Below are 21,054 nucleotides of genomic sequence, written 5' to 3' on the forward strand. Positions count from 1 at the left end.
AAAAATTTATTTTTAAAATTATCCAACTATTTATTAACACTAATAATTCATAGCATTTTACTATGTTTTATTTCTCCTTAAAAACTCTAAGAGAATTTAAAATACAAATAAGGGCAACTCCCACATCGGCAAAAACAGCAAGTGGCATGGAAACATATCCTATTGCGCCAAGAACTAGGACTACTACCTTTAAAATTAGGGCTATAAAAATATTTTGATAGGCAATCTTTTTTACTTTTTTTGCAATATCAATTGCTCTTACTACAGAAGAAATATCATTTTTTAATAAAACTATATCTGAAGTTTCAATGGCGATGTCAGATCCGCTGCCCATACTTATGCCTAGGTAGGCGCTTGCTAGTGAAGGCGCGTCATTAGTTCCGTCTCCAACAAAGGCAATCTTTTTATTTTTTTCGATTTCCCTTATTTCCCTAACCTTGTCATCAGGAAGAAGTGAGCCCTTGTAATAATCTATTCCAACCTCAGTGGCTATTTCCTTAACTACATTTTCCTTGTCGCCAGAGAACATATAAGTTTTTACGCCCCTCTTGTGAAGATTATCAACACTTTCCTTTACTCCTTCTTTTATCTCATCTTTTAGTTTTATAATTCCCAAAATTTCATTTTTATCTGCAACAAAGACATCTACATAATTTGAACTTGATTCATTTTCAAGTTTTAAAGAAAAGTCGTCCATTAATTTTTTATTGCCAACTAGATAAGATTTGCCATCTAATTCAAATTCAATTCCCTTACCACCAATATTATTTAAGTGTTCAGGCATCTTTGCAGTTTTAAAACTTTTTACAATTGCCTTTGCAATTGGATGAGTTGAGTACATCTCTCCCACTGCTGCAATTTCCAAAATTTCATCTCTTGTAGCCTTTATTTCTTCAACATCTGCAAGAGTAAATTCGCCCTTAGTAACTGTTCCTGTCTTATCAAAGGCAACTCCATCTATGTCTGTCAAAGCTTCAATAGAATTTCCTCCCTTGACAAAAATTGATCTTCTTGAAAGAGAGCCAATTCCTGCAAAAATTGTAAGAGGAACAGAAATTGCTAAAGCACAAGGACAGGATATTACCAAAAATATGGCAGCCCTATAAATTGATTCTTTAAAAGTTAGTGAACTTGCAAAATTTAAAACTAGGAAAAGTAAGATTGCAAGTCCTATGACAATTGGTGTGTAAATTTTTGCAAATCTTGTGATGAATTTCTCAACTTTTGCCTTGTTTGTACTGGCATTTTTTACCATGTCAATAATTTTTGCAATTGTCCCCTCTTTATATTCCTTTGTAACTTCAACTTCAAGAGATGAATCTAAGTTGACAAAACCTGAAGTGATTTCGTCCCCAACTTCAAGAGAAATTGGTGCAAACTCGCCAGAAATATTTGAAGTGTCAAGGTTTGATGCACCCTTAATTATTTTTCCATCTAGAGGCACTTTTTCTCCAGGCATAATTACAATTACTTCACCAACAGAAACTTCCGTTGGATCAACTTTACTTATCTCCTGACCCTTCTTTAAATTTGCAAATTCAGGTTTTAATTTTAAGGCTTCTCTAATTGATTTCTTTGAACTATCTACAGCCCTGTCTTGAATTATTTCGCCAACAGTATAAAATAGCATTACAGCAACAGCTTCGGCGTATTCTCCAGAAATAATAGCTGCAATAGATGCCACTGTCATTAGAAATTTTTCATCCATAAAATTTCCCGTGGCAATTTTTGAAATGGAAGCTTTAACTATATCGTATCCAATAATTACATATAAAACTATGTAAGAAACAAATCTAATTTTTTCAGGAAGATTTAAAAAATGTAGAATTATTATTCCAAGAAAGACAAAGATACACTTGTAAATAGAAAAGTTTTCTTCCTCCTCTTCTTCCTCAATCTCTTCATTTAAATCTTCTGTAACTGTTACGCCATCTTCTATGGAGTCAACTATCTCTTGAATCTCACTTTTTAAATCCTTAGATTCTTTTTCAGATTCAAAAGTAAGCTCATCATTTAAAAAATCGTAGTTGAGATTTATCATGCCAGGCGTCTCTTTAAGTTTTTCTTCTATTTTTCCTGCGCAGTTTGCACAAGTAAGTCCCTTTAAGTGAAAAATATATTTATTCATAATTACCTCCCGCTAAAATAACGCAAATTAAGATTCTATATTTGTTCATACGTTCATTATAGGGTTAATTTAATTTTATGTCAATATCATTTTTTAACTTTATTTTTTTTAAGAAGTATGAGATAATGCTTGAGCAGGGTCCCTTAAATAGGTTGAAACTATAAAAAGATTTTAAATTTTTTGTAAAAAATAGTTGACAAAAAACTTCTGGTCCGTTAGAATAGATAAAGTAAGTTGCTAAAGAGTGACCTTCGATTTGGAGAAATACTCAAGTGGCTGAAGAGGCTCCCCTGCTAAGGGAGTAGGTCCCGATTAGGGTCGCGAGGGTTCAAATCCCTCTTTCTCCGCCAATGGTGAGGGCCTTTAGCTCAGTTGGTTAGAGCGCCCGGCTCATAACCGGTAGGTCCCGGGTTCAAGTCCCTGAAGGCCCACCATTAACTTGCCCAGATAGCTCAGTCGGTAGAGCAGAGGACTGAAAATCCTCGTGTCGCTGGTTCGATTCCGGCTCTGGGCACCATAATTATTTAAACCGTTGAAATCGCTAGGTTTCAACGGTTTATTATTTTAAAAGTTGGCTACCTGTTGGCTACCCTATTGCTTTTCTAGTACTGTTTACATTCAATTTCTTCTGCCAAAAACCCCTGGTTTCAGTTGTATTAGCTTTTAAATTTAGACAAAGGGAAGGATGTCAATCCTTCCCTTTGTCTAAATTATTTACTTTTCTTCTATCTTTACTGCTACTTTAATTCCTTTCATTTTATTTTTCCTTTTTTAAAACTTCCCTTTTCTTAGCTATCCATTCTTCGACTTCCTGCAGCTCGCTGTGCTCAGCGTAGTCTCTAATGTATTTTTTGCACATGCTTTTTGCTGAGTACATCACATTCTTCTCTCGGTTCTTTTTATTCCAGTTATACTTTGCTCTCGCTTGAGCATCGCTTTGTTTCTTTTCTATATTATCTCTTTGCATTCTCCTGCCCCTTATCCTTCTTTGATTCCTACCAGGTCTAGGTCGTAGTCGCTCTTCGCTTCTTCTGTTAGTTCTTCTCCATAAATTAGGAAATCCCAGTAATCTCTTTCTAGTTTGTCCTTATCGATGTAGTCTTCAATCTTTTCTACCAGCTCTATGAACCCTTTCTTTGGAAAAGTTCCAACGCTGAAAGGTCTAAGCCTCATACCGTATATAAATTGTTTCATTGCTCCAACTCCTTTTTCTTTTGTTACCTGTATTATACCTTATAAGGTTTAGTGTTATCAAGCTTTTTATTTAAAAAATATTTTAAATTATTTTAAAAAAAGACTTGTTTTATTATACCTTATAAGGTATAATAAGCATAACAAAAGGGAAGAAAAAAGGAATCTAAAACAATATACCTTATAGGGTATAAAAGAAAGGAACAAAAGAAATGAAAAAATTTATCGAACTTGAAAAAATCTTAGAAGAACAAAAAGAAGAAAACTTAAACCACTATTTTTTAGTATCCTATTTAACTGCCAAAAGATTTGACCTTGAATGCCTTGTCTTTGATGACTGTGGTTTTGACTACGACGTAAAAGAAATAGTTGAAAACCTTGAAAGATTTAACATTAATAAAATTGTTGTTACTGATAACTCTACTGGTCTTATGAATGCTTTAAAAGTTTTCACAGATGCTGGTTTCCAAATCCTTGGAATGAAAGAACAAAAAGTCGACTATAACAAATGGGCCAAGGAAGCAATTTATAAAAATGGCCTAATCCTTCAAAAATAAAAAAATAATGCCTGGGTTCTTCCCCAGGCTCTTTTTTATTTATTGGCTTCTTCAGTTATTTCTTTTGTGTCTATAATGTTTGTGATATCTGTTGGTTTGCTATCTGCTATTCCTTCTGCCAGCATGTAGATGCAAAGTCCACCTATTGCTGAAACCAGAGCGACTATCCTTTCAGTTGTTTCCGGACTTGCATTTAAAAAAGCTATCAAAGCTATCAAAACTGAAGAAACGCAGGCCCAAAATTTTCTACTGCCAAGTTTTCTCATTAAATCTTCTTTTTTCATTTTATGAACCTCTCAATCTGTTGAAATCACTTGTTTAGAGCGATTGTTTGCGACAATGCCCCAAATTTGCGTTTTTATTATTATAAGGTACATTTACCTTACTGTTTTTCCCCTAAATCCCTTGTTTGAGTTGAAATATCTTTGTTTTTTATCTAGTGATTTGAATTCCTCTTCCGTTAGAAGTCTTCTTACTGCTATTTTTAAATTTTTATTGCAAGGGTACACCCACCTATCAATAATATTTCTTACCAGCATTGCTTCCTTCCTGGTGTGCATGTGGGCATGCTGCTCGTATTCTCCGCCCACTCTTACGATTAGCCAAGGCCTTTCTTTGCATGTTGGCTTGTACTTAATGTCTAGCTTCATTGGATTGGCTGTCGTGGTATCTTTTTATCATTGCTGCTACTTGTTCTCTAGTGCAGTTTCCCTTCGGGTCATTTCCGTCGGTTATTTTATTTTCCTTTGCCCATTTCCAATCTTCTTTGGCCCATTCAGAAGGCTCGTTTATATCTCTCACTACATACTCACCTTGTCCTTTGTCGTATTGCTGCAAACCTAATCTTTCTATTAGGCTGATTAGTTTCGTTCCGTATCTTTGGTCAGTTGCGTACCCGCATTTTTGTAAAGCTAGAGCCTGGGTTTTATATTCTTTGGCTGCTAGAACTGCTGCGTAGTTCTTTTCCCTCCAGGGTGTGCTTATAAAAAATACGTCGTGGTCCTTTATGGATTCTATAAAATTTGGGTATTTTCTGAAATCTGCTTTTATAGAATATACTTCTCCACTTGGTTTTTGTTCCTTAGTTAGCTTGGAGTATATTTCTCCCTTCCACTCTTTTGAAGCTTTTATGCCAAATAAATTATTAGCACCTTTTGCAAGCTCAGACCTGCCCCAGTTCGATTCCAGTATGGCCTGGGCGATGGTTACGCTTGGAAGTATATTTAGCTTTTGTCCTTCTATGGCTTTTAAAATATTTTTTATGAAGGTATCTTCTGGAGCTGCTGCTGGTGGTTCCACTTTAGTTTTAACTTCCAAACCATAAAATTCAGCCACGGCTTTTGCAACTGCTTTTGCACACTTATCCAGGTTGGTCCTATAGGCTCTCGCATCTTCCAGATTGTCGTGAAAGCAATGTTCAATAATCATATTTCTTTTTGCCAAACCGTTTCTTAAAACTCCGTAGTAGTTTGCTCCGCTATTAGCTCTTCTGTATTTCGTGCCCCTGTTGGGTATGCCAAGTGCTTCAGATACCTTTCTGCAGATTAAATCTCCTAGTTGCTTGCAGGACTCTCTCGGGTTTGTGCTATCCCAAACCTCAACCCCTCGAGCTCTTCCATCTGCTGCGTTGGAGTGACAAGATAAAAATAAGTCATATCCTCTAGCAGCATTTCCTCTTGCTTTTAAACTTGGGTTTTCTGCTATGCTATTTTTTGTGAGTCCTACTTGAAATCCGTATCTTTCTAGCTCCGGCTTCAAATAATTTTTTGCGTATAAAAAATTACAATCCCCCTCGTTGCAGTAAGGGAGATTGTCTATTTGTTTAAATCCTCGATTATGTGCTTTGCCTGCTCCGTGTCCAGGGTCAAGCATGATTTTTATCATGTTTTCCTCCTACCTTAGTGCTGGGAATAAATAATAAACAAAGGCTGCGATAAGAATTCCTAAAACAATTTTTAATGCTGCATCTATATATTTTCTGACCCTTTCGTTTGGTTTTATATAGTGGTCGGATATTCTATCGCTATAAAGCTTGTCTATCTTGTCGTCAGTTTTCTTAGTTGTCCTGTCGATGTTTGACACGTCTTTTTTTATAATCTCGATGTTAAAGCCTTGTTCCCTACTTAACTCTTTTTGCTCGTCTATTTGCTTCCCGTGGACCTCTATCCTTTTATCCTGTGCCTTGTCATTTTCTTCTAGTTTCGAGATTCGTATTTCGTGGTCTAGAATTTTTTCATCTTCCATATGTCACCCTCTTTTATAAAAATTTAAGGGAGGACTAAGCCTCCCCATGTTCTAACCTTCGATGTCAATTGGCATACCATCAGCGTCAAGACCAAGAGCCTTTAAATCTTCAAGGACTGCCTCCCTCCAGATTGCAGGCACTTGTCTAACCTTTTTATTTTCTGGATTGCAAGTTCTTCTTTGCCTTGATACTAATCCAACGTATAAATCTAGCATACTTACACCTCCTCTACTTTTTAAAATTTTGTATAAAAAAGGACTTGCTAAAGCAAATCCAATCAATACCTTATTTAATTTCCTTGCCATTTTCGTCGTATCCTTGTGCTTTAAGTTCTGCGATAACTGCTTCCCTTAAATGTTTTGGTACTTGTCGAACCTTTTTGTTATTTACATCACAAGTTCTTTTGCCATTTTTAACTAATCCAACGTATAAATCAATCATGCTTGACCTCCTAAAATAGTTTCATAAATTGTTGCTAAGACTTCATCTGTCTTTTCTGCCCTATCAAGATTTGTTTCATAGTTTGTTGCAACTGCCTCAGCAAGTGCTAAATTTCCATCATTAAGCTTTTTAAGTTCCTCCAAGATTGCCCCAGAGTCTCCACCTGCTTGTAATTCTTTTAAAGACCTTTCGTTTATAAATTCTATTGCCATTTTTTACCTCCTACATGTACGCTCCAACAAAGCCATAGAAGTAAGATTCCATGCCCTCTGGTGTATCGGCTCTGTCAATCCTTATGTCTACTCCTATGCACCACTTATCAGCAGTTTTTGTCTTGGTCTTAAAATTGTATTTTTGACCTATCAATTCTTCTGGCACTACTTCCCAAGTTGGGTTTGTGTCCTTGGCATTGAGTGACACCTTGACAGTCATTTTTGCCCCTTTTGCTAACTCTGTTAGAGGGTTTACCACTATTGCAGATGGCTGAGCGTCGACTTCTTTTTTTAGATTGTACCAACAGTGAGTTATTTTTTTAGAAAAAGTTATATAGCCTGTTCCCTTTGCTCCAAAGCTATCTGTGGCTTCGATTTTTATTCTGTGTTCGCCATTTAAAAGTTTTGCATAGTCTAATTTTCCGATACTTACTGTCTTGGATTGGTTTGGCGTAACTTTTCCCAAGTCTTGCAACTGCACATCATCCACATAGACCTTAACTGTGATGTCGTCTCCGTCTGGGTCTGCTGCCTTAAAGCTAAAATTAAAAGGTTTATTTTGCTCCCCTAAGTTGGAGTTTGTGACTGTGACTATCGGATTGGTGTTGACCTTTTTAAAGGTATATCGTCTTATTGCACTTGCCCCGTTGGAGTCACTAACTGTAATCTCGATTGTATTGGTTTTGTTGAGTTCTAACTCATCAAATTTTGTCTTGTCGATATCAATCTCGTAAGACTCGCCCTTAGTTGCATTGTTTATTGTCCTAATTGTCGCTGAGTTTAATTTTACAGTAACATTTAAAGTCTCGTTATTGTCTGGGTCGTCTACGCTAAAGACCTTTTTAAAAGGTGCTTTAAATCCACCTAAGTCCTCATCTTTACCAGATATTGTTGGAGTTTGGTTTGAAATACCCTCATAAACATACCAGTATGAGCCAGAATAATTATTATCTGGATAAGCGTTCCTATTTTCTGATGTTACTTCGCCAAGTTTTGAACCCTTAGCATAGTAGGTGTGACTTTTTGGTACTGTCTTAGTTTCTAGTACATAAAAGTATCCGCTATATTGACCGGAATCAGTTTCAAAAGATCCACCAAATTTTATATCTACTCCGTCAGTATAATTGTTCCACCTTACATAATCGTCGTAATAATTTTGAACATCTCTTTCATGCGGAAAGTATAGCATTTCATTTCTTACCCAAACTTTCTCTTTTTCCTGCGTGGTGTATGTTCTAGTGTTCCTCTCAAATTTCCCCCACTTATAAGTTGTCATCTTCTATCACTCCTTTCTTAAATCACAAATCTTGCCATCTTAGGGTCGTAGATACCTTCAAACTGTTCAGCCCCGTCCAAGCGTTTAAAGTCGACCTTAAAGTTGTTATATCTTGCATCTGTTTGAATTGATGTTCCCATTGCTGCAATTCTTAAAGCTAAGTCTTGGATTAAATCCCAGTTGCCTTTCACGGTTTGGTTTGTCCTGCCCTTGCCTGCTAAATCCATGAGGTCAAGTTGACTTGCACAAATCATTGACCTATCAATCTTAATATTTATCGTGTCCACGTTGGCAACTACAACGATTATATCCATAGAGATTTCTACCATTTCTTGGTCGTGGACTGGTATATAGTCAGCATGGTCGTCATAATATGCTACCCCATAAAGGATTTCTCCCTTTCTTGGGTCTTGGGCAAAAAGACCAACCTCAGACATCAAAAATCCTGTCTTTGTATCGTGATTAGTTATTGCAAGTGATATTGTACTTGTGCCATCTCCATTAGCCTTTATCCCTCTAATGTCAACTTCTTGGACTTCTTCCACTAGCTTATCCATCTTAAAAAGAGCAGCAGTACTTTCTATTTTGCCAGTACCAATTGCTGCCCTTGTAAAGTTTAAAGGCTCTCCAGTTTGGCAGTACGCCAAGAGGTCTCGCCCTTTTTCGGTTAGATAAAATCTTCCTCTTTGCATTTCTTCTCCTTTCTAAATCTTAAAAGCATTTTTGCTTTGTTCGTACAAACCCTCAAAATTTTCATCTTCTTTAAGATTTTTAAAATCCTTAGAAAAATCGGTTCTCATCTTAGACCAAATAAGATCTTCCCCATAAAAAAGTTTTTGAATTTCCTTGCCATTAAAAAATATATTTTTAGTTCTTGAAAAATCCATACCCACCACCTAGTAAGTCGCATAAATCGTATTGGGTTTTTTGGTCGTCAAATTGTTGTAGTCTGCAAGGCTCATCTCAACTACATCAGGCTTTTTATCAAGCTTTTCTTTGAGTTCTTCCGTCCTTTGGATTAAATCAGATATCCAGAATATTAGCTTTCTTGTTGAGCTTGTAGACCACTTTGTTCCCCCTGTTCCTGGTGTGATTTCTGTATACGCAACATCGCTTTCACTTATTTTCTTATTCCAAACATTAATCATGGTTTGGGTTACATTATTTTTCTGTGCCCCGTCCTCAATCCCTTGTAACTTTTTAATATCAGCTTGGGTTATTAGACTTGGAGATATTTCAACATAAGCACTTCCGGACCATCTATAAATATTTTCTGATGATAGGTCTACATAGATTTTTCCCTTTTCTCCCGTGCTTGGGAAATTAGATTTACTTGCAAATTCTAAAACATCATCTACATAAGATGGCAATTGGTCGGCAGGTACTTTTCCGTCTCCACCAAGTGAGGCATAGCCATTAGCCTTGCCCTTGTTTGCAATATTTTCTGGTGTGTAGTCAAGCTTACCTGCACTTACTTCTTGCTTAGTTGCATAGGTCTTTTTGATGTCCTCACTCTTTGCATAAGGTGTAAGGTCATATTCTCTTATAGCTTTTTCTGGGAGTTGGTCTTCTGGTACTTTGCCTTTATCATCAAGTGCAGCGTATCCATTGACCTCGCCCTTGTGGATAATGCTTTCTTTTGCTTCAAGGTCTTTTTTACTTGCTAAAATTGCTAAATCTAACCCTGTAAGGATAGGCTGCCAAGATGACCAATTACTACCCAAGCCTGACCTAAAGTAGAATGAGTTTTTATCTCTTCCGTCATAAGCAACTTGGAGAATAAGACCTCCAAAGTTCATTGTGTTGATATACCAACCTTTTTGCCTATCTGGTGTATTAGATGAACCACAATATACATGAACCCATTCTTCTTTTATGGCATTTGCATCTACAGTACCCCTTGCTTTAAGTACAGCAACTGTTGTCCCATCGGCTTTCTTATATCCTTCTAAATCTTTGGCAGTTAAAAAACTTGATAGGTCATAAGTGGTGTCCTTTAAAGCCTCATCTGGAAGTTGACTTACTGGCACTTTTTTGTTGCCATCAAGACTTGCAAGTCCGTTGGCAACCCCTATAAGACTTTCAAGGTCATCAGTATCTTTTATAAGCTGATTTAGGATATCCTTTAATAATTTCTTTTGATTATTAAGGGTTATGGAGCTAGCCTTTAAGTCGCTATCCTTATCAAGTTTTTTATCCCAAGTTTCTTTTTCTTTGTCGCTTACAAACCTATGGCTTGGGTCAGTTACAATTATCCCTGCCTTGTGGGTTTCTGGGTGGGTATAGACTGTGTCCCTGTCGTCATCAAAAACAACTTGTCCGTCAGCATTGAGTTTTAAAACTTGCCCTGCTTTTCCACCCTCAGGCATTTTAACCCTTTGTGAAATTGCCCTTAAAATCTCAACTATTGAGTCTTTATTGGTATTAAGTTCTGCAGCAATTTCCCTAAAAGTGTCATACTCTTTTGGAGCGTCTTTTAAGATATTGTCTAACTTGTCTATAAGTTCCTGTGGCTTAAAAGTTAAATACTCATCAAGTGGTACTCCCTCTTCGGTGTAAACTGTGCTTGTAAAAATGTGTGGAGATACTATTGCAAATTCCCCTGTGGTCTCATCATAAGCAAGGAGTTTCTTTCCCTTAAAAACTTTGTTGATATCGTTGATTTTATTAGTCATACTTCATTCGCACCCCACTTCCGTCTTCAACTTCTAAAAACATCCCATCTTTATTTAAAGTCCAAACCTCTGGCATAATAGCAGTTCTTTTAATTTTCTTGTGATAAGTTGCCATTCCCATAAATAACGGCTCTTTAAATTCCTTATCCTCAACCTTGTTAGGTAAGACCTTGTAGTGTTTAGCTTTTTGTCCGTACATGCCATAGTAGATGGTTTGGTCTCTTACAAACTTAACTTTTATAAGCTGCGTTAGGTTAGCAGGTATTATGTTCCTAAGCTGTCTTTGGAGAGTATCAAGTTCAAAATATATTGATTCTTTGACAAATATTTCAACTTCGATTCCATACTTATCGTAATCTAGAGACAGCTTATAATTGCCTTTGCCTAAAACTAAATCGAGCCACTCTTCTAGGGTTCGGTGGGTCCACTTCCTTAGCATGTTCCAAAGAGAATAAATGGATCTTCTTTGTTCTTCCAAATCTCCCTTTATGCTTTCGTCATTTATAAGCCTGCGGTAAGCACTTAACCCTTCCTTGCCTGCGGACTGAATATAAAGATTTTCCATTATCTTGTTGAGCCTTGCCCACAAGTTAGAAAGCTCGATGTTCTCGTTGATTCTTATTTGCGTGAACTCGTAACCTTTGCCTATAATGTCTTGAGGTATATGGACTCCTACATCTACTTCCCTATTGATGTTTATTAGGTCTTCCGACTGGTGTAAATTTATTTCATTTAGGTCTACTTGTAATTCTCTTTTTTCAATCAAATTACCACCTCAGTTATCTTGAGTTCTCCAAGCACTGGTATTTCTTCTTCTTGCAAAACCATTATTTTTTCATCGCTATCGAATTTTATATTCCTGTAGTCCACCACGTTTTTAGTGTTTAAAATAATACTCATAACCTTGGCTAGTCTTATGTCGTTCTCAATGTAAATCTCATCTTTTTCCTTGCTCTTCCTGGACCATCTTTCACGCTCCAACTTGAAGTATTCTTCGATATCTCTTTTAATGTCCTTCTTTATTTCTTCGATATCGCTTCCTGTTTCCTTCATGATTTCTGCGTTGATGTTTATTACTTTTTCTTTGGCACTTACGACTGTGACTAGGTGTCCTATAGGAGCTATTCCAACTCCCTTTTGATTAAAGGGTACAGGGTCTAGTGCTTCTTGCACTCTTTCTATGAGTTCTTTGGTTGCCCCTTTGTTTTCTGGGTCAGTAATAATTACCTTTACTGTTCCCCCACCGTTCCAAACTGGTATTATTTTTACTGATCCTACTCCTTCGATGGCTTTTACTTTTATCCTGTAGTCGTCAATGTTTCCACCGTATGCGTTTGAATTTATTGTTTCAAAGTATCGGTCTCTAAAAGTTTCAGTCTCTTCCTCATTTTCTCCAAGTACAGCTAGGCTGTCTATTTCTGCAACCTTTAAATCTCTTATAGCTCTATTTGGTGTTAGTCTTCCTTTTCTGATGTTGCCGACTATCCCAGGAGTGCTGCATTGCATTTCGTAATAAAAAAGGCCTTCTTTTTCTCCTGCAAACTTAATCACATCAAAATAAAGATCTTCGTGCGAGAATTTTTCCCCTATGAGTAGCTCAACATTGAATTTTCCAATGACTATCGAAGGTGTCGCAGGGTGTGGTTCTATTCCTCTTTCTTTGGCTCTTTGAATTAGCCAGTATCTGTTGGCTGTGTCTCCAAAAGCATTTTTAAAAAGAAAGTCCAAATAGGAGTAAAGAATTGATACCTCTAGGGCCATTGGTGCTATGGCATCAAAAATTACCGACCCTTCTCTTTTGTCGAACTCGTTCGGTATCCTGTCCAGGTTCCTCTCAAGGATTTTCTCATAGGTTTGGTCCTCGAACATCGGCTCGTATATTCTTTTAGTATCCAACTAATAACACCTCCTCTATATCTACTGACTTCTCTCTTCCAACTAAACTGACCTTAAAACTCATCCCTAGGTTTAAATCCTGGGACCAATCTTCGTGGTACTTGAACTCGTACACGTCTTCGATTCTGTCGTCTAGCATTAGTGCATCTGATATCCTTCTGGTTAAAACTACAAAGGCATAATTTTTTGGTTTGCCAAACAAATCCCTTTTCTTTACACCAAAATTTGGGTAAATTGGATAGATTCCTTTCTCGGTGTTGATGCACTTATAAATAAATTGTTTTACTGCTTCTTCTCCGTCCGTGTAGCCTTTTACTCTTTCTTCTTCAATAAGCATTTTGTGAGTAAAGCTAGGCTGCAGAACAATTTCGATTTCTTGTTCCAGGTACTCGTTGTCAAAGTTTGGAGTCATTTTTCAACCCCCTTTTCGTGTACCGCCTTTTCTATAGTTCCGTGTGTCACTACGACTTGTCCGTGTGGGCACGTTCCTATAAGTTGGCATTGGTCTATTCTTCCCTTCCACTTGTACTCTATTCCGTTTTGTCCTTGAGGTTCGCTGGCTTCGTAAAGATAAAAATAAGTTTGGCCCCTAAAGTTTTTTTGTAGCACGAACTTATTTCCTATTTCCTCTTCTGTAAAAACCCTATACTTTGGAATAACCAGAAAGTCTTCTTTTATAATTATCTTCTTCAGTTCCTCTTCCCCTTCCCTGTCTTCTGGAATAAAGGTTACTGGGTTTATGGATGTCAGCTTTGCGTAGATGATTTCTGAAAAAGAAATCTTTTCCTGCTGACTATCTGCTATGTTTTTTAAAACTTTGTATAAATCTGCCATTATTTCACAATCCTATACCAGGCATAGTTTTTGTACTTGCCCATGTTGCTTACCTTTGCACGTGGTTTTGTTTGGTGTATTATCTTATCTTTTCCCAGTGCTATTAAAGTGTGACCTCCGCCCGACCTTGTCCTTGGTTTTATGGCCACATCTCCTGCCTTGACGTCGTCGTATGGTATTCTTTGAAAACACCCACTTCTTAGCATCGAAGAAGTATCCCAGGCTCCCTTTGGGACATTGAAGCCTGCATCTCTCATTGCCTGCCAAACAAAATAAGAGCAGTCTGAATATCCTTTCTGCCCTCTCTTGGGTTGGCTGTACTTTTCTCCAAGGTGACTGAATGCACTATCTAGCATTTTTTGTAGCTGAGCACTGTCTGCTTGAACTGGTGACTTTTTTGTCCCTAAACTTCCAACACTTCCAAAACCATCAAGCATTTGTTTCTTGTTATCTTGAATGATTCCGTCTCCGCTGCCAATAGGCATTATGTCTTTGTTTTGGAGGTCTAGATCCATGAAATGATTTCCATCATGAAAAGTGTGTTTGATGCTGTCCACTAGCATGTAGGAGTTTATGTCTATATCTCCTATGGCCATCATTCTGACTGGCACCAGACTTCCTGCTCTTATCCTTTCGTCTCCTATTGCTTGCTTAATTTTAAAGCTGCGGTACTTTCTATTAAAAAGTTCTAACAGTTGGCTTGCTTTGCTTTCTATGTCCTCGGCATTATTCGTCTTGATTGTGTATTCCAAAACTCCCCAACGTTTTATTGACTCCCTGTCTTCCTTGACCACTTGTCTTAGTTGGTTCCCGTTGTCGTCCGTGATATAAACCACAATTCGGTTATAAGTTCCATCGTCGATTGAAGTCACGTAGTCAAAATCTACTGCGTTGTCGTAGGTTAGTGGGTAGTCTACTATCATGCTCGTCGGCTTCATGTAGCATATTTTTCCCTTGTCGTCGAAGAGTGTAAATATTTCCCCTGTTTGCGATAGGTTGATGTCATCTGCCGCCTTTATCATTTGCATGTATTCTTGGTTCTCTTCAATCTTTTTAGGCACCTTAAACTTGGCACTTTCTATGGTGCCAACTGTTAGGCCCCTGTCCTCACAAATCTTTTTTATAAGGTCCGATACACTCATGGCCTTGTACTGGTAGGTGTCCTTGTTTTTCAGATACCTTACCTGGTCATAACAGGTTACTTTTATAATTTGTCTTTTGTCTCTTGCTTTCTTGAAGACAAATCCTAGAAAAAATAATTTTCCGTCAATAGAGAATGATGCCCTATCTCCCTCCTGGAAGTTTAAAGCATCATCTTTGACTGTGTTAAATTCCATTATTCCTGCCCTAAAATCTCGGGTCCATGTAATGACAACATCTCCCTCGATTACTGGTTCAGAAACTGTGCCGCCACTTCCTCTTTCTATCCTAACTGTGAATACTTTGTTTGAATTTTTGATAATCATGTTTTATCTTTTCCTTGCTGGTCTTCTTGACTAGAGGTGTCAATAACTTATTTACTATTTTTCCTCCTGCTCCTGGCATAGCCATACAGGTTGCTGTTAGTGCTATCCCAATTCCTACTGCAGCAGGGTTTTCTGTAATAGTCTTGTACATCTGCCTTTTGGCTTCCGGTTCGTTGTTGCTCTTATCAACTAGTTTCACAGTTTTTATTGGGATGTATTCTTTTAGAGTGACGGATATCTTTATATTGGTTCCGTATTGGGAGTCTTCCAAAACTTTGTAGTCTTCTAGGGTGGTGTATCTGCAGGTTGAGTTTTTTAGCTCCGGGTCGGAGGAAGTTCTTATAATTACAAATTCAAAAACTTCTTTGTTGTTTTTTAAGTCTTCCAAATTTTTCAGAACCTGGGCCTGGGATATAAAATTCCCTACGCTTGGGTGTGGGTGTGAAAATGAGAAAAAGGAGAAGTTAAATTCCTTTAGCTCCCTTTTGTGGAGGACTGTATAAGTTTCTCCGTTTATTAGATTCAAAAAATCATTTTTGCTGTCTACGCTCATTTCCAATTCTGAAGGTGTGATTGGGACCTGCCAACCGTTTATATATAGTTCATATGCTTCTGCCATCTAATCACCCCGCATTGAATTGCATTTCTAGCTGTCTTGCTATCTTGTTTGATACGTTTTGTGCCATAGCTTCCTCGTCTATGCTGCTGTCGACATTTCCTGTGAAGGAGTTATTGATTTCAACCTTGAAGTCCTTACTTAGACTTGTAATGGCTCTTTGTTCCATTAGGTCTCTCAAACTTGTTAGGTCGTTGTTTCTCCATGCTGTATTATCCTTTATCCCTTTGGTGTTGTCCGCTATCTTGTCTAGCTTTGAACCCTTACTTCCTAGGCTCTTTTCAAGTTCTCCACCGTTTCCCCCTGGAAGGTTGTTTAGCATTTTTTCTATGTCGACTTGGTTATCCGACTTGTCTTTAGCATTCTTTTTGTCTAGAGCCTTGCTCTTAGCTATTGCTATGTCCGCTTCTCTTCTCATCTTGTTTTGTGAGAATTGGCTTCGCATATCTTGTATATGTTTTTCGTTACTTGCCTTTAGTTCTTCCAACTGTTTTTGAGCCGCTTTAGTAGATGCAGTATCAGCTGCGTTCTTTCTATCACGTTCCGCCTGGTTCTTGGCCATTATTTCCTCGTTGGTACTTACTTCGAGTGTTGGAAGTGTTTTTCCTACAAGTCCTAAAAGGCCGTTTAGTCCGTTTATAAAATCGTTAATCATGATTTTGAAATTGTTCATGAGGATTTGGATTCCGTTGACTATGTGCATTTGGAGCCCATTCCAAGCTACTTGGATTGCATCAAATGCTGACATGAATGCTATGTTCATTGTTGCACTTGCTATTTGAGCTTGGTTGCCCATTACTGCACATCCCACTTGGACCTTTTCCCAAAGGCCTATAAAGAAATCTTGAACTAAAAGCCAGGCTACTGCCAATCCTCCAACCTTTTCTATAAGCATTTTAACAACAGTAATAATAAGAACTATTAGTGATGCTGCAAACATTAAGACCAAGCCTATTGGGTTTGCGGCTATAGTTCCGTTTAAAATTATCATGGCTAAGGTCAAAACTGTCACTGCTCCACTTACTGCTAGTATGGCTTTGTTGAGTGCATCGGCTCCGTCCTTTGCCAAACCTAAATACTCCAAAGCTTCCTTTAAAATAGCTGTAAAGGCGACTATTCCCACCACGGCCAATGCGTATGGGTTTGTTGCCAAAGACTTCATCATCTCTACATTTGTTTTAGTCAAGATTTTAGTTTGTAGTATCCAGATTCCGTAGGCTGTGGCTATACTTAAAACAATTGGTCTTATTAGTGCCCCGTACTCAATGATAAAGTTAAACCCTGTAATAGCTGTGTTTACTGTTTGCCCTATTACTTCTCCTAGTATACTGCCTGCATTTTTTGCGTTGGCTACAAAAGTTTGGAACTGCTCGGCATTTAAAAACTGGCTGAAACTTTCGAAGGCTGGTCTTAAACCCATTAAAAATGAGTTTCCTATTTCCGTTGTTATCCTTCCAAAAGTTTTCGGCATCTCGTTGTATGCCCCTTCTATTTTTGCTTTGTTTTCCAGTATGGCCCTTACTACAATGTCAGAAGTTACTAGTCCTTCTTCGGCTGCACTTTTGATACTTCCTGTGGCTATCCCCATCTGCTCTTCTATCATTCTTGCTATTTGAGGAGTATTTTGTAAAATAGCGTTTAAGTCTTGGCCCCTTAAAACTCCACTTGCTAGTGCTTGGGTCAAGTTGTACATTACAGATTCTGCTGCCATACCTTCTGTTCCTGCTATTGCAAACTGTTTATTTAATAGCGTTGAGAACTCTAGGATTGTTTGGTTTGAGTTGCCAAAAGCATTCCCCGCCTGCATCGCTAGCTTTGTAAAGTTATCGACCATTGCGGTGTAGCCTGCTCCAGATTCCTGGGCCTTTTGATAGATTGCATCTTGAAGCTGCAAAGTTTGAGCTGCTCCTCCACTAATCATATCTAGCCTTGCTTTTATATTTGAGAACTCGTCGGCTGCACCTACAAAGGCTTTTATTCCTCTTAGGCCTGCGTAGGTAGCTACAAATGTTTTTAACATTCTTGTAGCATTTCCTAAAAACTCGGGACTTTTTCTTACTTCCTTGTTGTAGTTTTCATGTTGTCGTCTAGCTTCTTCCGCCTTTTCAGTCATTTGCTTTATGCCTGTTCCTGCTTGTTGAAATAGACCTTGGGCTGATTCAAGAGCTTCTAAGTTTATCATGTTCTTAGTAGCTCCTTCTGTCTTTTTGGCTTCCGCTACTAACATATCAAGTCCACTTACTACGCTTTGTAAAACAGGAGTTACCTGGTTGTACATCATTATTGTTGTTTCTAAGCTCATCTTCTCACCCCTTTATCTGACTTTGCTTTTAAGTCTTTTTTGTACTTCTTTGTCGTCCTCGTACTTGCAGGATAGCATTGCAATATAAAAGGACTGTTTCCCAACAGTCCATGATAAAAACTCCTCGGGCCTTATGTTGCCCTTGGTTTCCCAAAATATCACATATGCTTGGGAGGTTAGCAAGTCCTCCCTTATTAGTTTTTTGCTTTCTTGATTAGCTCTTTGTAGTCGGCTACTAGTCCTTGCTCTCTTACGAGTTTATCTCCTAGTTTTTCGTACTCTCTTCCTTCCAACATTGCATTTAAAAGTTGACCGGCACTTGAAGCCTTATAGTTATCTTGTAGTGCTTTGTCGTTTAGATTTGGGAAGATGATACTTCTTAGGATAGTTTCTCTTGCCATCTTTGATGTGGTTACTTTGATGTTTCCGTTCTTATCTGTTTCATATCCTTTTTCTTTTAACTCAGCGATTTCTTTGGCTTCTAAAAGTCTAAAAACAAAAGGAATAGGATTCCCTTCTTTGTCTTTAAATCTATCGCTGGCTTGGATTTCGATTTCAGTTCTTTTTGCTTCTACATTTTCTCTAAAAAATACATTTAGGTTGTTTCTATCCATTTTCTTATCTCTCCTCAAAGTTTTCAAAAGTTCCAGAGATGTCTTCTTCAAGTTCAGAAGCTTCGACATCTAGTTGGAAAATCGTTGTAGTTTCTAGGTAGCAATTCTTTAGAATTACTGTGTCACTTCCCTGTGCAAAGTTAGGATCATCTTGCGTTAGTATAATGTCGATTGGTGTTTCTTTTCTTTCGTGCATATATCTTTTGGCGATTTTTCTAAAAGCCTTTGTGTGGGAATACATTGTTGCTTCCCAAGTTCCTTTGGCATCTCCGCCTGTTGATAGGTTTATTGGTGTACCTAGTCTTGGTATGTCCGTCCTATCGATATCCACTTTAGCAGTAATGTTCTTCAAAAAGAATAAGGTTACCCTTTCTCCCTCGATGTCCGCTACTGCTTCTCCAAATCGACCGTTTATCAAGTCTTCTCTTTCGAGAAATTTTTCTAGTGCCATTTGCTGCTCCTCCTTATTCTACGATTACTGATAGATATAGTTTCTTCATTGCTAAAACAGGGCAAACTGCAAACTCAGCATAAACTGCATCCTTGTCTTCCCCAAAGTCCACGATTATGTCCTCCGCTTCAAAGTTCCTTATAGCTCTAATATTTTGTAGCTTGTTTGCGTGGTTTGTGAAGTCGTTCCACAAGATGCTTTGACCTGTCTTGTCGTTTAGTTCCTTGTCTAAAAATTCAGTGTTGAAAATTGTTGACCAGTCGTTGGCGATTTGATGAATAACTCTTATAATTTGGTTCTTGCTGAAGTCTTTGTTCTTTGACTTTGAGAATTCTGTTAGTGAGTTTATGTCGTCTAGGACTCTTACTTCGTTGTCTACTTCGTGGAACACGAATTCTCCATTTCTTAGTGCTGCGATTTGGTCTCTTGCCTTGTTGATTGGTTTTAGTTTTAGTTCTCCGTCGTAGATGTCGTTGCCAACTGTCCTATTAATTTCGCAGCCTGCTTCTGCTCCTGCTACCCAGTAGACTATGTCGCTTGGTAACTTTGATCCTTCTGCAGGTGTTGTTACGTTGATAATTAATTCTGAGTTTTTCTTGAAGTTATAAACTACCCCTTGTAGGTATGCCCCTTCTTGGTTTACTCTTCTTTCAACGTATGAGCAGTATAATTTCTTTACTCCTTCGTCGTTTCCTGCGTAAGCTATAACGTTAATATATTTACTTTCGATAAGGTCTAAAAACTTTTGGTGTTCTCCTACTGTTTCTTCCCCGTCTACTCCATTTGTTAGCTTGTAGATTCCTATGTTTGTTTCTTTTGCAAACTTAGAAATGTTGAACTTGATGTATGGGTTTTCTTTGTTGAACTTTTCAATCGCTTCTTTTGTGTTGTCGATTGTTTCAAGTAATGCCTTAAAAGTTCCAATCCTTAACTCGATTTCTATCTTGTTTTCGTCGTCGATTGAAACTGAGGTTCTTACTGTGAAGTCATTTCCTTTTGTTCCTGTGCACTTGGCTTCAATAAAATCATTTTTAGCCTTTTGGCCATCTGCGTTTAGTCTATAAACATATACTGTCTTTGCGTGTAGGAGTGCTTCCCTTAAAGGCATTAGTTCCTCGTCCGTATATTGGTGTCCAAATAGAGCTAGTGAGTCTTTTTGTAGGTCAGCTGCTTCTACTGTGATAATTTTTTCCGCTGCTCCCCAGTCTAGGTTTATCGCTACTGCTAGGAACCCTCTTTCTCCAAAGATATTGGAAGGTCTAGCCTTTGATGTAAAAGATACATAAGTTCCGCCCAATTCTTTGTTTTGAATTGGTGGGTTCCAAGTTCCACCACCGTATGCCATTATTTAACCACCTTTCTATTTAAAAAATCATTTAATAATTTTTCTGCTTCTTCTTTCGTGTATTCTTTTCCGTCTTCCAAAACAACATATAATGCATCTAGACTTCCAATTGGTTCTTTAGCATTTAGGAATTGTTCTTTAGTGAATTTAACATCCGCAGTTACTTTAACATCCGCTTGTTTTGTTTCCATCGTGTTTCTCCAATCTTTTTAAATTTTCTATATCTCTATCTTTTATCTTTTGGTTTGCTTCCGCTATTCGTTGGTCCTCTAGTTCCTGGTCTACTTTTCTCTGGCCCTTTTTATAAGTGTCTCTGAATACTCTTTTACTTAGGTTCTTCCTGTAGTTGTCGTTGCTTTGGTCTTCAGAATTTCCTTGCCTTTTTGTAGTTATGTTTTCGTCCAGGTGCTTCATGATGTTTTGGTCTTTTTCCTTTTCTAGCAGCACCTTGTATCTGGCTGTTATAACAATATCCCCGTCTACTATTTTGCCGCTTACTTCCGTAGCGGTAACTCCAATTTGCTTTAGCTGGATTTGCTCCAAAATAAATAAAAGGTCGAGCTTTATTTCCTCAAGGTTGTATCTGTCCTTGTCGTCAGAAATATAAACCACATTAATCACGTTATCGGTCAAAAAGAAATCATACAGCTGCCTTAATAATTGGGTTTCAACTGTAAAAATAAAAAAACAAGGAGTTCTTATTCCTTCCGGACTGATTCCTTGTTTACCTATCCTTGTTTCCTTCTTGACGTTTGGGTAGTGCTCGTCTAGTTTGTTGATTATGCCTTGTAGTAAATTCATAATT

The 21,054-nt window shown here is 37.8% G+C and carries 27 protein-coding genes and 3 tRNA genes; 4 read left to right on the top strand and 26 right to left on the bottom strand.

The genetic code is table 11. From position 1 onward, the window contains the following. Window positions 1-67: 67 nt before the first annotated feature. A complete protein-coding gene (locus tag HGPG_RS03170) occupies window positions 68-2,128 on the bottom strand; it encodes a heavy metal translocating P-type ATPase (RefSeq protein ID WP_019124612.1) in 2,061 nt (686 codons plus the stop codon). A gap of 258 nt (window positions 2,129-2,386) precedes the next feature. On the opposite strand from HGPG_RS03170, the gene HGPG_RS03180 reads away from it, so the two are divergent. From HGPG_RS03180 to HGPG_RS03190, 3 genes are all read left to right on the top strand, one after another. Continuing rightward, window positions 2,387-2,478 (top strand) — tRNA-Ser (locus tag HGPG_RS03180). 7 nt (window positions 2,479-2,485) lie between these two features. Continuing rightward, window positions 2,486-2,562 (top strand) — tRNA-Ile (locus HGPG_RS03185). Window positions 2,563-2,569: 7 nt separating this feature from the next. Continuing rightward, window positions 2,570-2,645: transfer RNA gene (locus HGPG_RS03190), tRNA-Phe, on the top strand. A 240-nt stretch (window positions 2,646-2,885) separates the two neighbouring features. Here the strand turns inward: HGPG_RS03190 and HGPG_RS03195 are convergent. Together HGPG_RS03195 and HGPG_RS03200 are read right to left on the bottom strand one after the other, a co-directional pair. Then, window positions 2,886-3,095: a hypothetical protein gene (locus tag HGPG_RS03195; RefSeq protein WP_019124613.1), complete on the bottom strand. Its 210-nt coding sequence runs from the start codon at window positions 3,093-3,095 to the stop codon at window positions 2,886-2,888. An 11-nt stretch (window positions 3,096-3,106) separates the two neighbouring features. Continuing rightward, window positions 3,107-3,322 carry a defense against restriction DarA-related protein gene (locus tag HGPG_RS03200; RefSeq protein ID WP_019124614.1) on the bottom strand — a complete coding sequence of 72 codons (216 nt, stop codon included), beginning with the start codon at window positions 3,320-3,322 and terminating at the stop codon, window positions 3,107-3,109. Between the two features lie 209 nt (window positions 3,323-3,531). Here HGPG_RS03200 and HGPG_RS03205 point away from each other — a divergent pair, with 209 nt between their 5' ends. Next, window positions 3,532-3,876, top strand: coding sequence for a DUF7698 family protein (locus HGPG_RS03205; RefSeq protein WP_019124615.1), 345 nt, complete (start codon window positions 3,532-3,534; stop codon window positions 3,874-3,876). Between the two features lie 35 nt (window positions 3,877-3,911). On the opposite strand, the gene HGPG_RS03210 is transcribed toward HGPG_RS03205, so the two are convergent. From HGPG_RS03210 to HGPG_RS03320, 23 genes are all read right to left on the bottom strand, one after another. Beyond that, entirely contained in the window at window positions 3,912-4,160 is a 249-nt protein-coding gene (locus tag HGPG_RS03210; protein ID WP_019124616.1) for a hypothetical protein, read from the bottom strand. A gap of 93 nt (window positions 4,161-4,253) precedes the next feature. Then, a complete protein-coding gene (locus HGPG_RS03215; protein WP_019124617.1) occupies window positions 4,254-4,526 on the bottom strand; it encodes a hypothetical protein in 273 nt (90 codons plus the stop codon). Beyond that, window positions 4,510-5,760: a glucosaminidase domain-containing protein gene (locus tag HGPG_RS09935; protein WP_019124618.1), complete on the bottom strand. Its 1,251-nt coding sequence runs from the start codon at window positions 5,758-5,760 to the stop codon at window positions 4,510-4,512. Before HGPG_RS09935 ends, HGPG_RS03215 begins: the two co-directional genes overlap by 17 nt. A gap of 9 nt (window positions 5,761-5,769) precedes the next feature. After that, window positions 5,770-6,120: a hypothetical protein gene (locus HGPG_RS03230; protein WP_019124619.1), complete on the bottom strand. Its 351-nt coding sequence runs from the start codon at window positions 6,118-6,120 to the stop codon at window positions 5,770-5,772. 51 nt (window positions 6,121-6,171) lie between these two features. Next, window positions 6,172-6,336, bottom strand: coding sequence for a CD1375 family protein (locus tag HGPG_RS10460; RefSeq protein WP_245543879.1), 165 nt, complete (start codon window positions 6,334-6,336; stop codon window positions 6,172-6,174). A 70-nt stretch (window positions 6,337-6,406) separates the two neighbouring features. After that, a complete protein-coding gene (locus tag HGPG_RS10330) occupies window positions 6,407-6,562 on the bottom strand; it encodes a CD1375 family protein (protein WP_019124621.1) in 156 nt (51 codons plus the stop codon). Further along, window positions 6,559-6,774 (bottom strand): hypothetical protein, encoded by a 216-nt coding sequence (locus HGPG_RS03240; protein WP_019124622.1) that lies wholly within the window; start codon window positions 6,772-6,774, stop codon window positions 6,559-6,561. The genes HGPG_RS10330 and HGPG_RS03240 overlap by 4 nt, the downstream gene beginning before the upstream one ends. Window positions 6,775-6,784: 10 nt before the next feature. Then, on the bottom strand, window positions 6,785-8,050 hold the full coding sequence (locus HGPG_RS03245; protein WP_019124623.1) for a hypothetical protein: 1,266 nt from the start codon (window positions 8,048-8,050) through the stop codon (window positions 6,785-6,787). A 17-nt stretch (window positions 8,051-8,067) separates the two neighbouring features. After that, window positions 8,068-8,742, bottom strand: coding sequence for a phage tail-collar fiber domain-containing protein (locus HGPG_RS03250; protein WP_019124624.1), 675 nt, complete (start codon window positions 8,740-8,742; stop codon window positions 8,068-8,070). A gap of 12 nt (window positions 8,743-8,754) precedes the next feature. Continuing rightward, a complete protein-coding gene (locus HGPG_RS03255) occupies window positions 8,755-8,937 on the bottom strand; it encodes a hypothetical protein (protein WP_019124625.1) in 183 nt (60 codons plus the stop codon). A 9-nt stretch (window positions 8,938-8,946) separates the two neighbouring features. After that, window positions 8,947-10,725: a pyocin knob domain-containing protein gene (locus HGPG_RS03260; protein ID WP_019124626.1), complete on the bottom strand. Its 1,779-nt coding sequence runs from the start codon at window positions 10,723-10,725 to the stop codon at window positions 8,947-8,949. Then, the gene (locus HGPG_RS03265) at window positions 10,718-11,491 is read right to left on the bottom strand and encodes a DUF2313 domain-containing protein (protein WP_019124627.1); all 774 of its coding nucleotides are present in this window, start codon (window positions 11,489-11,491) and stop codon (window positions 10,718-10,720) included. The genes HGPG_RS03260 and HGPG_RS03265 overlap by 8 nt, the downstream gene beginning before the upstream one ends. After that, window positions 11,488-12,621: a baseplate J/gp47 family protein gene (locus HGPG_RS03270; RefSeq protein ID WP_019124628.1), complete on the bottom strand. Its 1,134-nt coding sequence runs from the start codon at window positions 12,619-12,621 to the stop codon at window positions 11,488-11,490. Before HGPG_RS03270 ends, HGPG_RS03265 begins: the two co-directional genes overlap by 4 nt. Continuing rightward, window positions 12,611-13,033 carry a DUF2634 domain-containing protein gene (locus tag HGPG_RS03275; RefSeq protein ID WP_019124629.1) on the bottom strand — a complete coding sequence of 141 codons (423 nt, stop codon included), beginning with the start codon at window positions 13,031-13,033 and terminating at the stop codon, window positions 12,611-12,613. The genes HGPG_RS03270 and HGPG_RS03275 overlap by 11 nt, the downstream gene beginning before the upstream one ends. Beyond that, on the bottom strand, window positions 13,030-13,455 hold the full coding sequence (locus tag HGPG_RS03280; protein WP_019124630.1) for a hypothetical protein: 426 nt from the start codon (window positions 13,453-13,455) through the stop codon (window positions 13,030-13,032). The genes HGPG_RS03275 and HGPG_RS03280 overlap by 4 nt, the downstream gene beginning before the upstream one ends. Continuing rightward, window positions 13,455-14,921, bottom strand: a complete 1,467-nt coding sequence (locus HGPG_RS03285) for an XkdQ/YqbQ family protein (RefSeq protein WP_019124631.1) — start codon at window positions 14,919-14,921, stop codon at window positions 13,455-13,457. The genes HGPG_RS03280 and HGPG_RS03285 overlap by 1 nt, the downstream gene beginning before the upstream one ends. Continuing rightward, the gene (locus tag HGPG_RS03290) at window positions 14,884-15,540 is read right to left on the bottom strand and encodes a hypothetical protein (RefSeq protein WP_019124632.1); all 657 of its coding nucleotides are present in this window, start codon (window positions 15,538-15,540) and stop codon (window positions 14,884-14,886) included. The genes HGPG_RS03285 and HGPG_RS03290 overlap by 38 nt, the downstream gene beginning before the upstream one ends. Window positions 15,541-15,544: 4 nt before the next feature. Beyond that, window positions 15,545-17,839: a tape measure protein gene (locus HGPG_RS03295; protein WP_019124633.1), complete on the bottom strand. Its 2,295-nt coding sequence runs from the start codon at window positions 17,837-17,839 to the stop codon at window positions 15,545-15,547. 194 nt (window positions 17,840-18,033) lie between these two features. After that, on the bottom strand, window positions 18,034-18,453 hold the full coding sequence (locus HGPG_RS03300; protein WP_019124635.1) for a phage tail assembly chaperone: 420 nt from the start codon (window positions 18,451-18,453) through the stop codon (window positions 18,034-18,036). Window positions 18,454-18,457: 4 nt separating this feature from the next. After that, window positions 18,458-18,904 (bottom strand): phage tail tube protein, encoded by a 447-nt coding sequence (locus HGPG_RS03305; protein ID WP_019124636.1) that lies wholly within the window; start codon window positions 18,902-18,904, stop codon window positions 18,458-18,460. A 13-nt stretch (window positions 18,905-18,917) separates the two neighbouring features. After that, window positions 18,918-20,249, bottom strand: coding sequence for a phage tail sheath C-terminal domain-containing protein (locus tag HGPG_RS03310; protein WP_019124637.1), 1,332 nt, complete (start codon window positions 20,247-20,249; stop codon window positions 18,918-18,920). Beyond that, window positions 20,249-20,440, bottom strand: coding sequence for a hypothetical protein (locus tag HGPG_RS03315; RefSeq protein ID WP_019124638.1), 192 nt, complete (start codon window positions 20,438-20,440; stop codon window positions 20,249-20,251). Before HGPG_RS03315 ends, HGPG_RS03310 begins: the two co-directional genes overlap by 1 nt. Continuing rightward, on the bottom strand, window positions 20,415-21,050 hold the full coding sequence (locus HGPG_RS03320; protein ID WP_019124639.1) for a phage tail terminator family protein: 636 nt from the start codon (window positions 21,048-21,050) through the stop codon (window positions 20,415-20,417). The genes HGPG_RS03315 and HGPG_RS03320 overlap by 26 nt, the downstream gene beginning before the upstream one ends. Window positions 21,051-21,054 lie beyond the last annotated feature (4 nt).

The organism is Peptoniphilus grossensis ph5 (assembly GCF_000311825.1).
Lineage (GTDB): Bacteria > Bacillota > Clostridia > Tissierellales > Peptoniphilaceae > Peptoniphilus_A > Peptoniphilus_A hominis.

Excerpts from the sequence above, each read along its gene's own strand:
- HGPG_RS03305 (WP_019124636.1), bottom strand. The coding sequence starts at position 18,904 with ATGGCACTAGAAAAATTTCTCGAAAGAGAAGACTTGATAAACGGTCGA.
- HGPG_RS03240 (WP_019124622.1), bottom strand. The coding sequence starts at position 6,774 with ATGGCAATAGAATTTATAAACGAAAGGTCTTTAAAAGAATTACAAGCA.
- HGPG_RS03280 (WP_019124630.1), bottom strand. The coding sequence starts at position 13,455 with ATGGCAGATTTATACAAAGTTTTAAAAAACATAGCAGATAGTCAGCAG.
- HGPG_RS03275 (WP_019124629.1), bottom strand. The coding sequence starts at position 13,033 with ATGACTCCAAACTTTGACAACGAGTACCTGGAACAAGAAATCGAAATT.
- HGPG_RS03245 (WP_019124623.1), bottom strand. The coding sequence starts at position 8,050 with ATGACAACTTATAAGTGGGGGAAATTTGAGAGGAACACTAGAACATAC.
- HGPG_RS10460 (WP_245543879.1), bottom strand. The coding sequence starts at position 6,336 with ATGCTAGATTTATACGTTGGATTAGTATCAAGGCAAAGAAGAACTTGC.
- HGPG_RS03290 (WP_019124632.1), bottom strand. The coding sequence starts at position 15,540 with ATGGCAGAAGCATATGAACTATATATAAACGGTTGGCAGGTCCCAATC.
- HGPG_RS03295 (WP_019124633.1), bottom strand. The coding sequence starts at position 17,839 with ATGAGCTTAGAAACAACAATAATGATGTACAACCAGGTAACTCCTGTT.
- HGPG_RS03215 (WP_019124617.1), bottom strand. The coding sequence starts at position 4,526 with ATGAAGCTAGACATTAAGTACAAGCCAACATGCAAAGAAAGGCCTTGG.
- HGPG_RS03260 (WP_019124626.1), bottom strand. The coding sequence starts at position 10,725 with ATGACTAATAAAATCAACGATATCAACAAAGTTTTTAAGGGAAAGAAA.
- HGPG_RS03210 (WP_019124616.1), bottom strand. The coding sequence starts at position 4,160 with ATGAAAAAAGAAGATTTAATGAGAAAACTTGGCAGTAGAAAATTTTGG.
- HGPG_RS03285 (WP_019124631.1), bottom strand. The coding sequence starts at position 14,921 with ATGATTATCAAAAATTCAAACAAAGTATTCACAGTTAGGATAGAAAGA.
- HGPG_RS03300 (WP_019124635.1), bottom strand. The coding sequence starts at position 18,453 with ATGGATAGAAACAACCTAAATGTATTTTTTAGAGAAAATGTAGAAGCA.
- HGPG_RS09935 (WP_019124618.1), bottom strand. The coding sequence starts at position 5,760 with ATGATAAAAATCATGCTTGACCCTGGACACGGAGCAGGCAAAGCACAT.
- HGPG_RS03230 (WP_019124619.1), bottom strand. The coding sequence starts at position 6,120 with ATGGAAGATGAAAAAATTCTAGACCACGAAATACGAATCTCGAAACTA.
- HGPG_RS10330 (WP_019124621.1), bottom strand. The coding sequence starts at position 6,562 with ATGATTGATTTATACGTTGGATTAGTTAAAAATGGCAAAAGAACTTGT.
- HGPG_RS03205 (WP_019124615.1), top strand. The coding sequence starts at position 3,532 with ATGAAAAAATTTATCGAACTTGAAAAAATCTTAGAAGAACAAAAAGAA.
- HGPG_RS03170 (WP_019124612.1), bottom strand. The coding sequence starts at position 2,128 with ATGAATAAATATATTTTTCACTTAAAGGGACTTACTTGTGCAAACTGC.
- HGPG_RS03320 (WP_019124639.1), bottom strand. The coding sequence starts at position 21,050 with ATGAATTTACTACAAGGCATAATCAACAAACTAGACGAGCACTACCCA.
- HGPG_RS03255 (WP_019124625.1), bottom strand. The coding sequence starts at position 8,937 with ATGGATTTTTCAAGAACTAAAAATATATTTTTTAATGGCAAGGAAATT.
- HGPG_RS03200 (WP_019124614.1), bottom strand. The coding sequence starts at position 3,322 with ATGAAACAATTTATATACGGTATGAGGCTTAGACCTTTCAGCGTTGGA.
- HGPG_RS03315 (WP_019124638.1), bottom strand. The coding sequence starts at position 20,440 with ATGGAAACAAAACAAGCGGATGTTAAAGTAACTGCGGATGTTAAATTC.
- HGPG_RS03195 (WP_019124613.1), bottom strand. The coding sequence starts at position 3,095 with ATGCAAAGAGATAATATAGAAAAGAAACAAAGCGATGCTCAAGCGAGA.
- HGPG_RS03310 (WP_019124637.1), bottom strand. The coding sequence starts at position 20,249 with ATGGCATACGGTGGTGGAACTTGGAACCCACCAATTCAAAACAAAGAA.
- HGPG_RS03250 (WP_019124624.1), bottom strand. The coding sequence starts at position 8,742 with ATGCAAAGAGGAAGATTTTATCTAACCGAAAAAGGGCGAGACCTCTTG.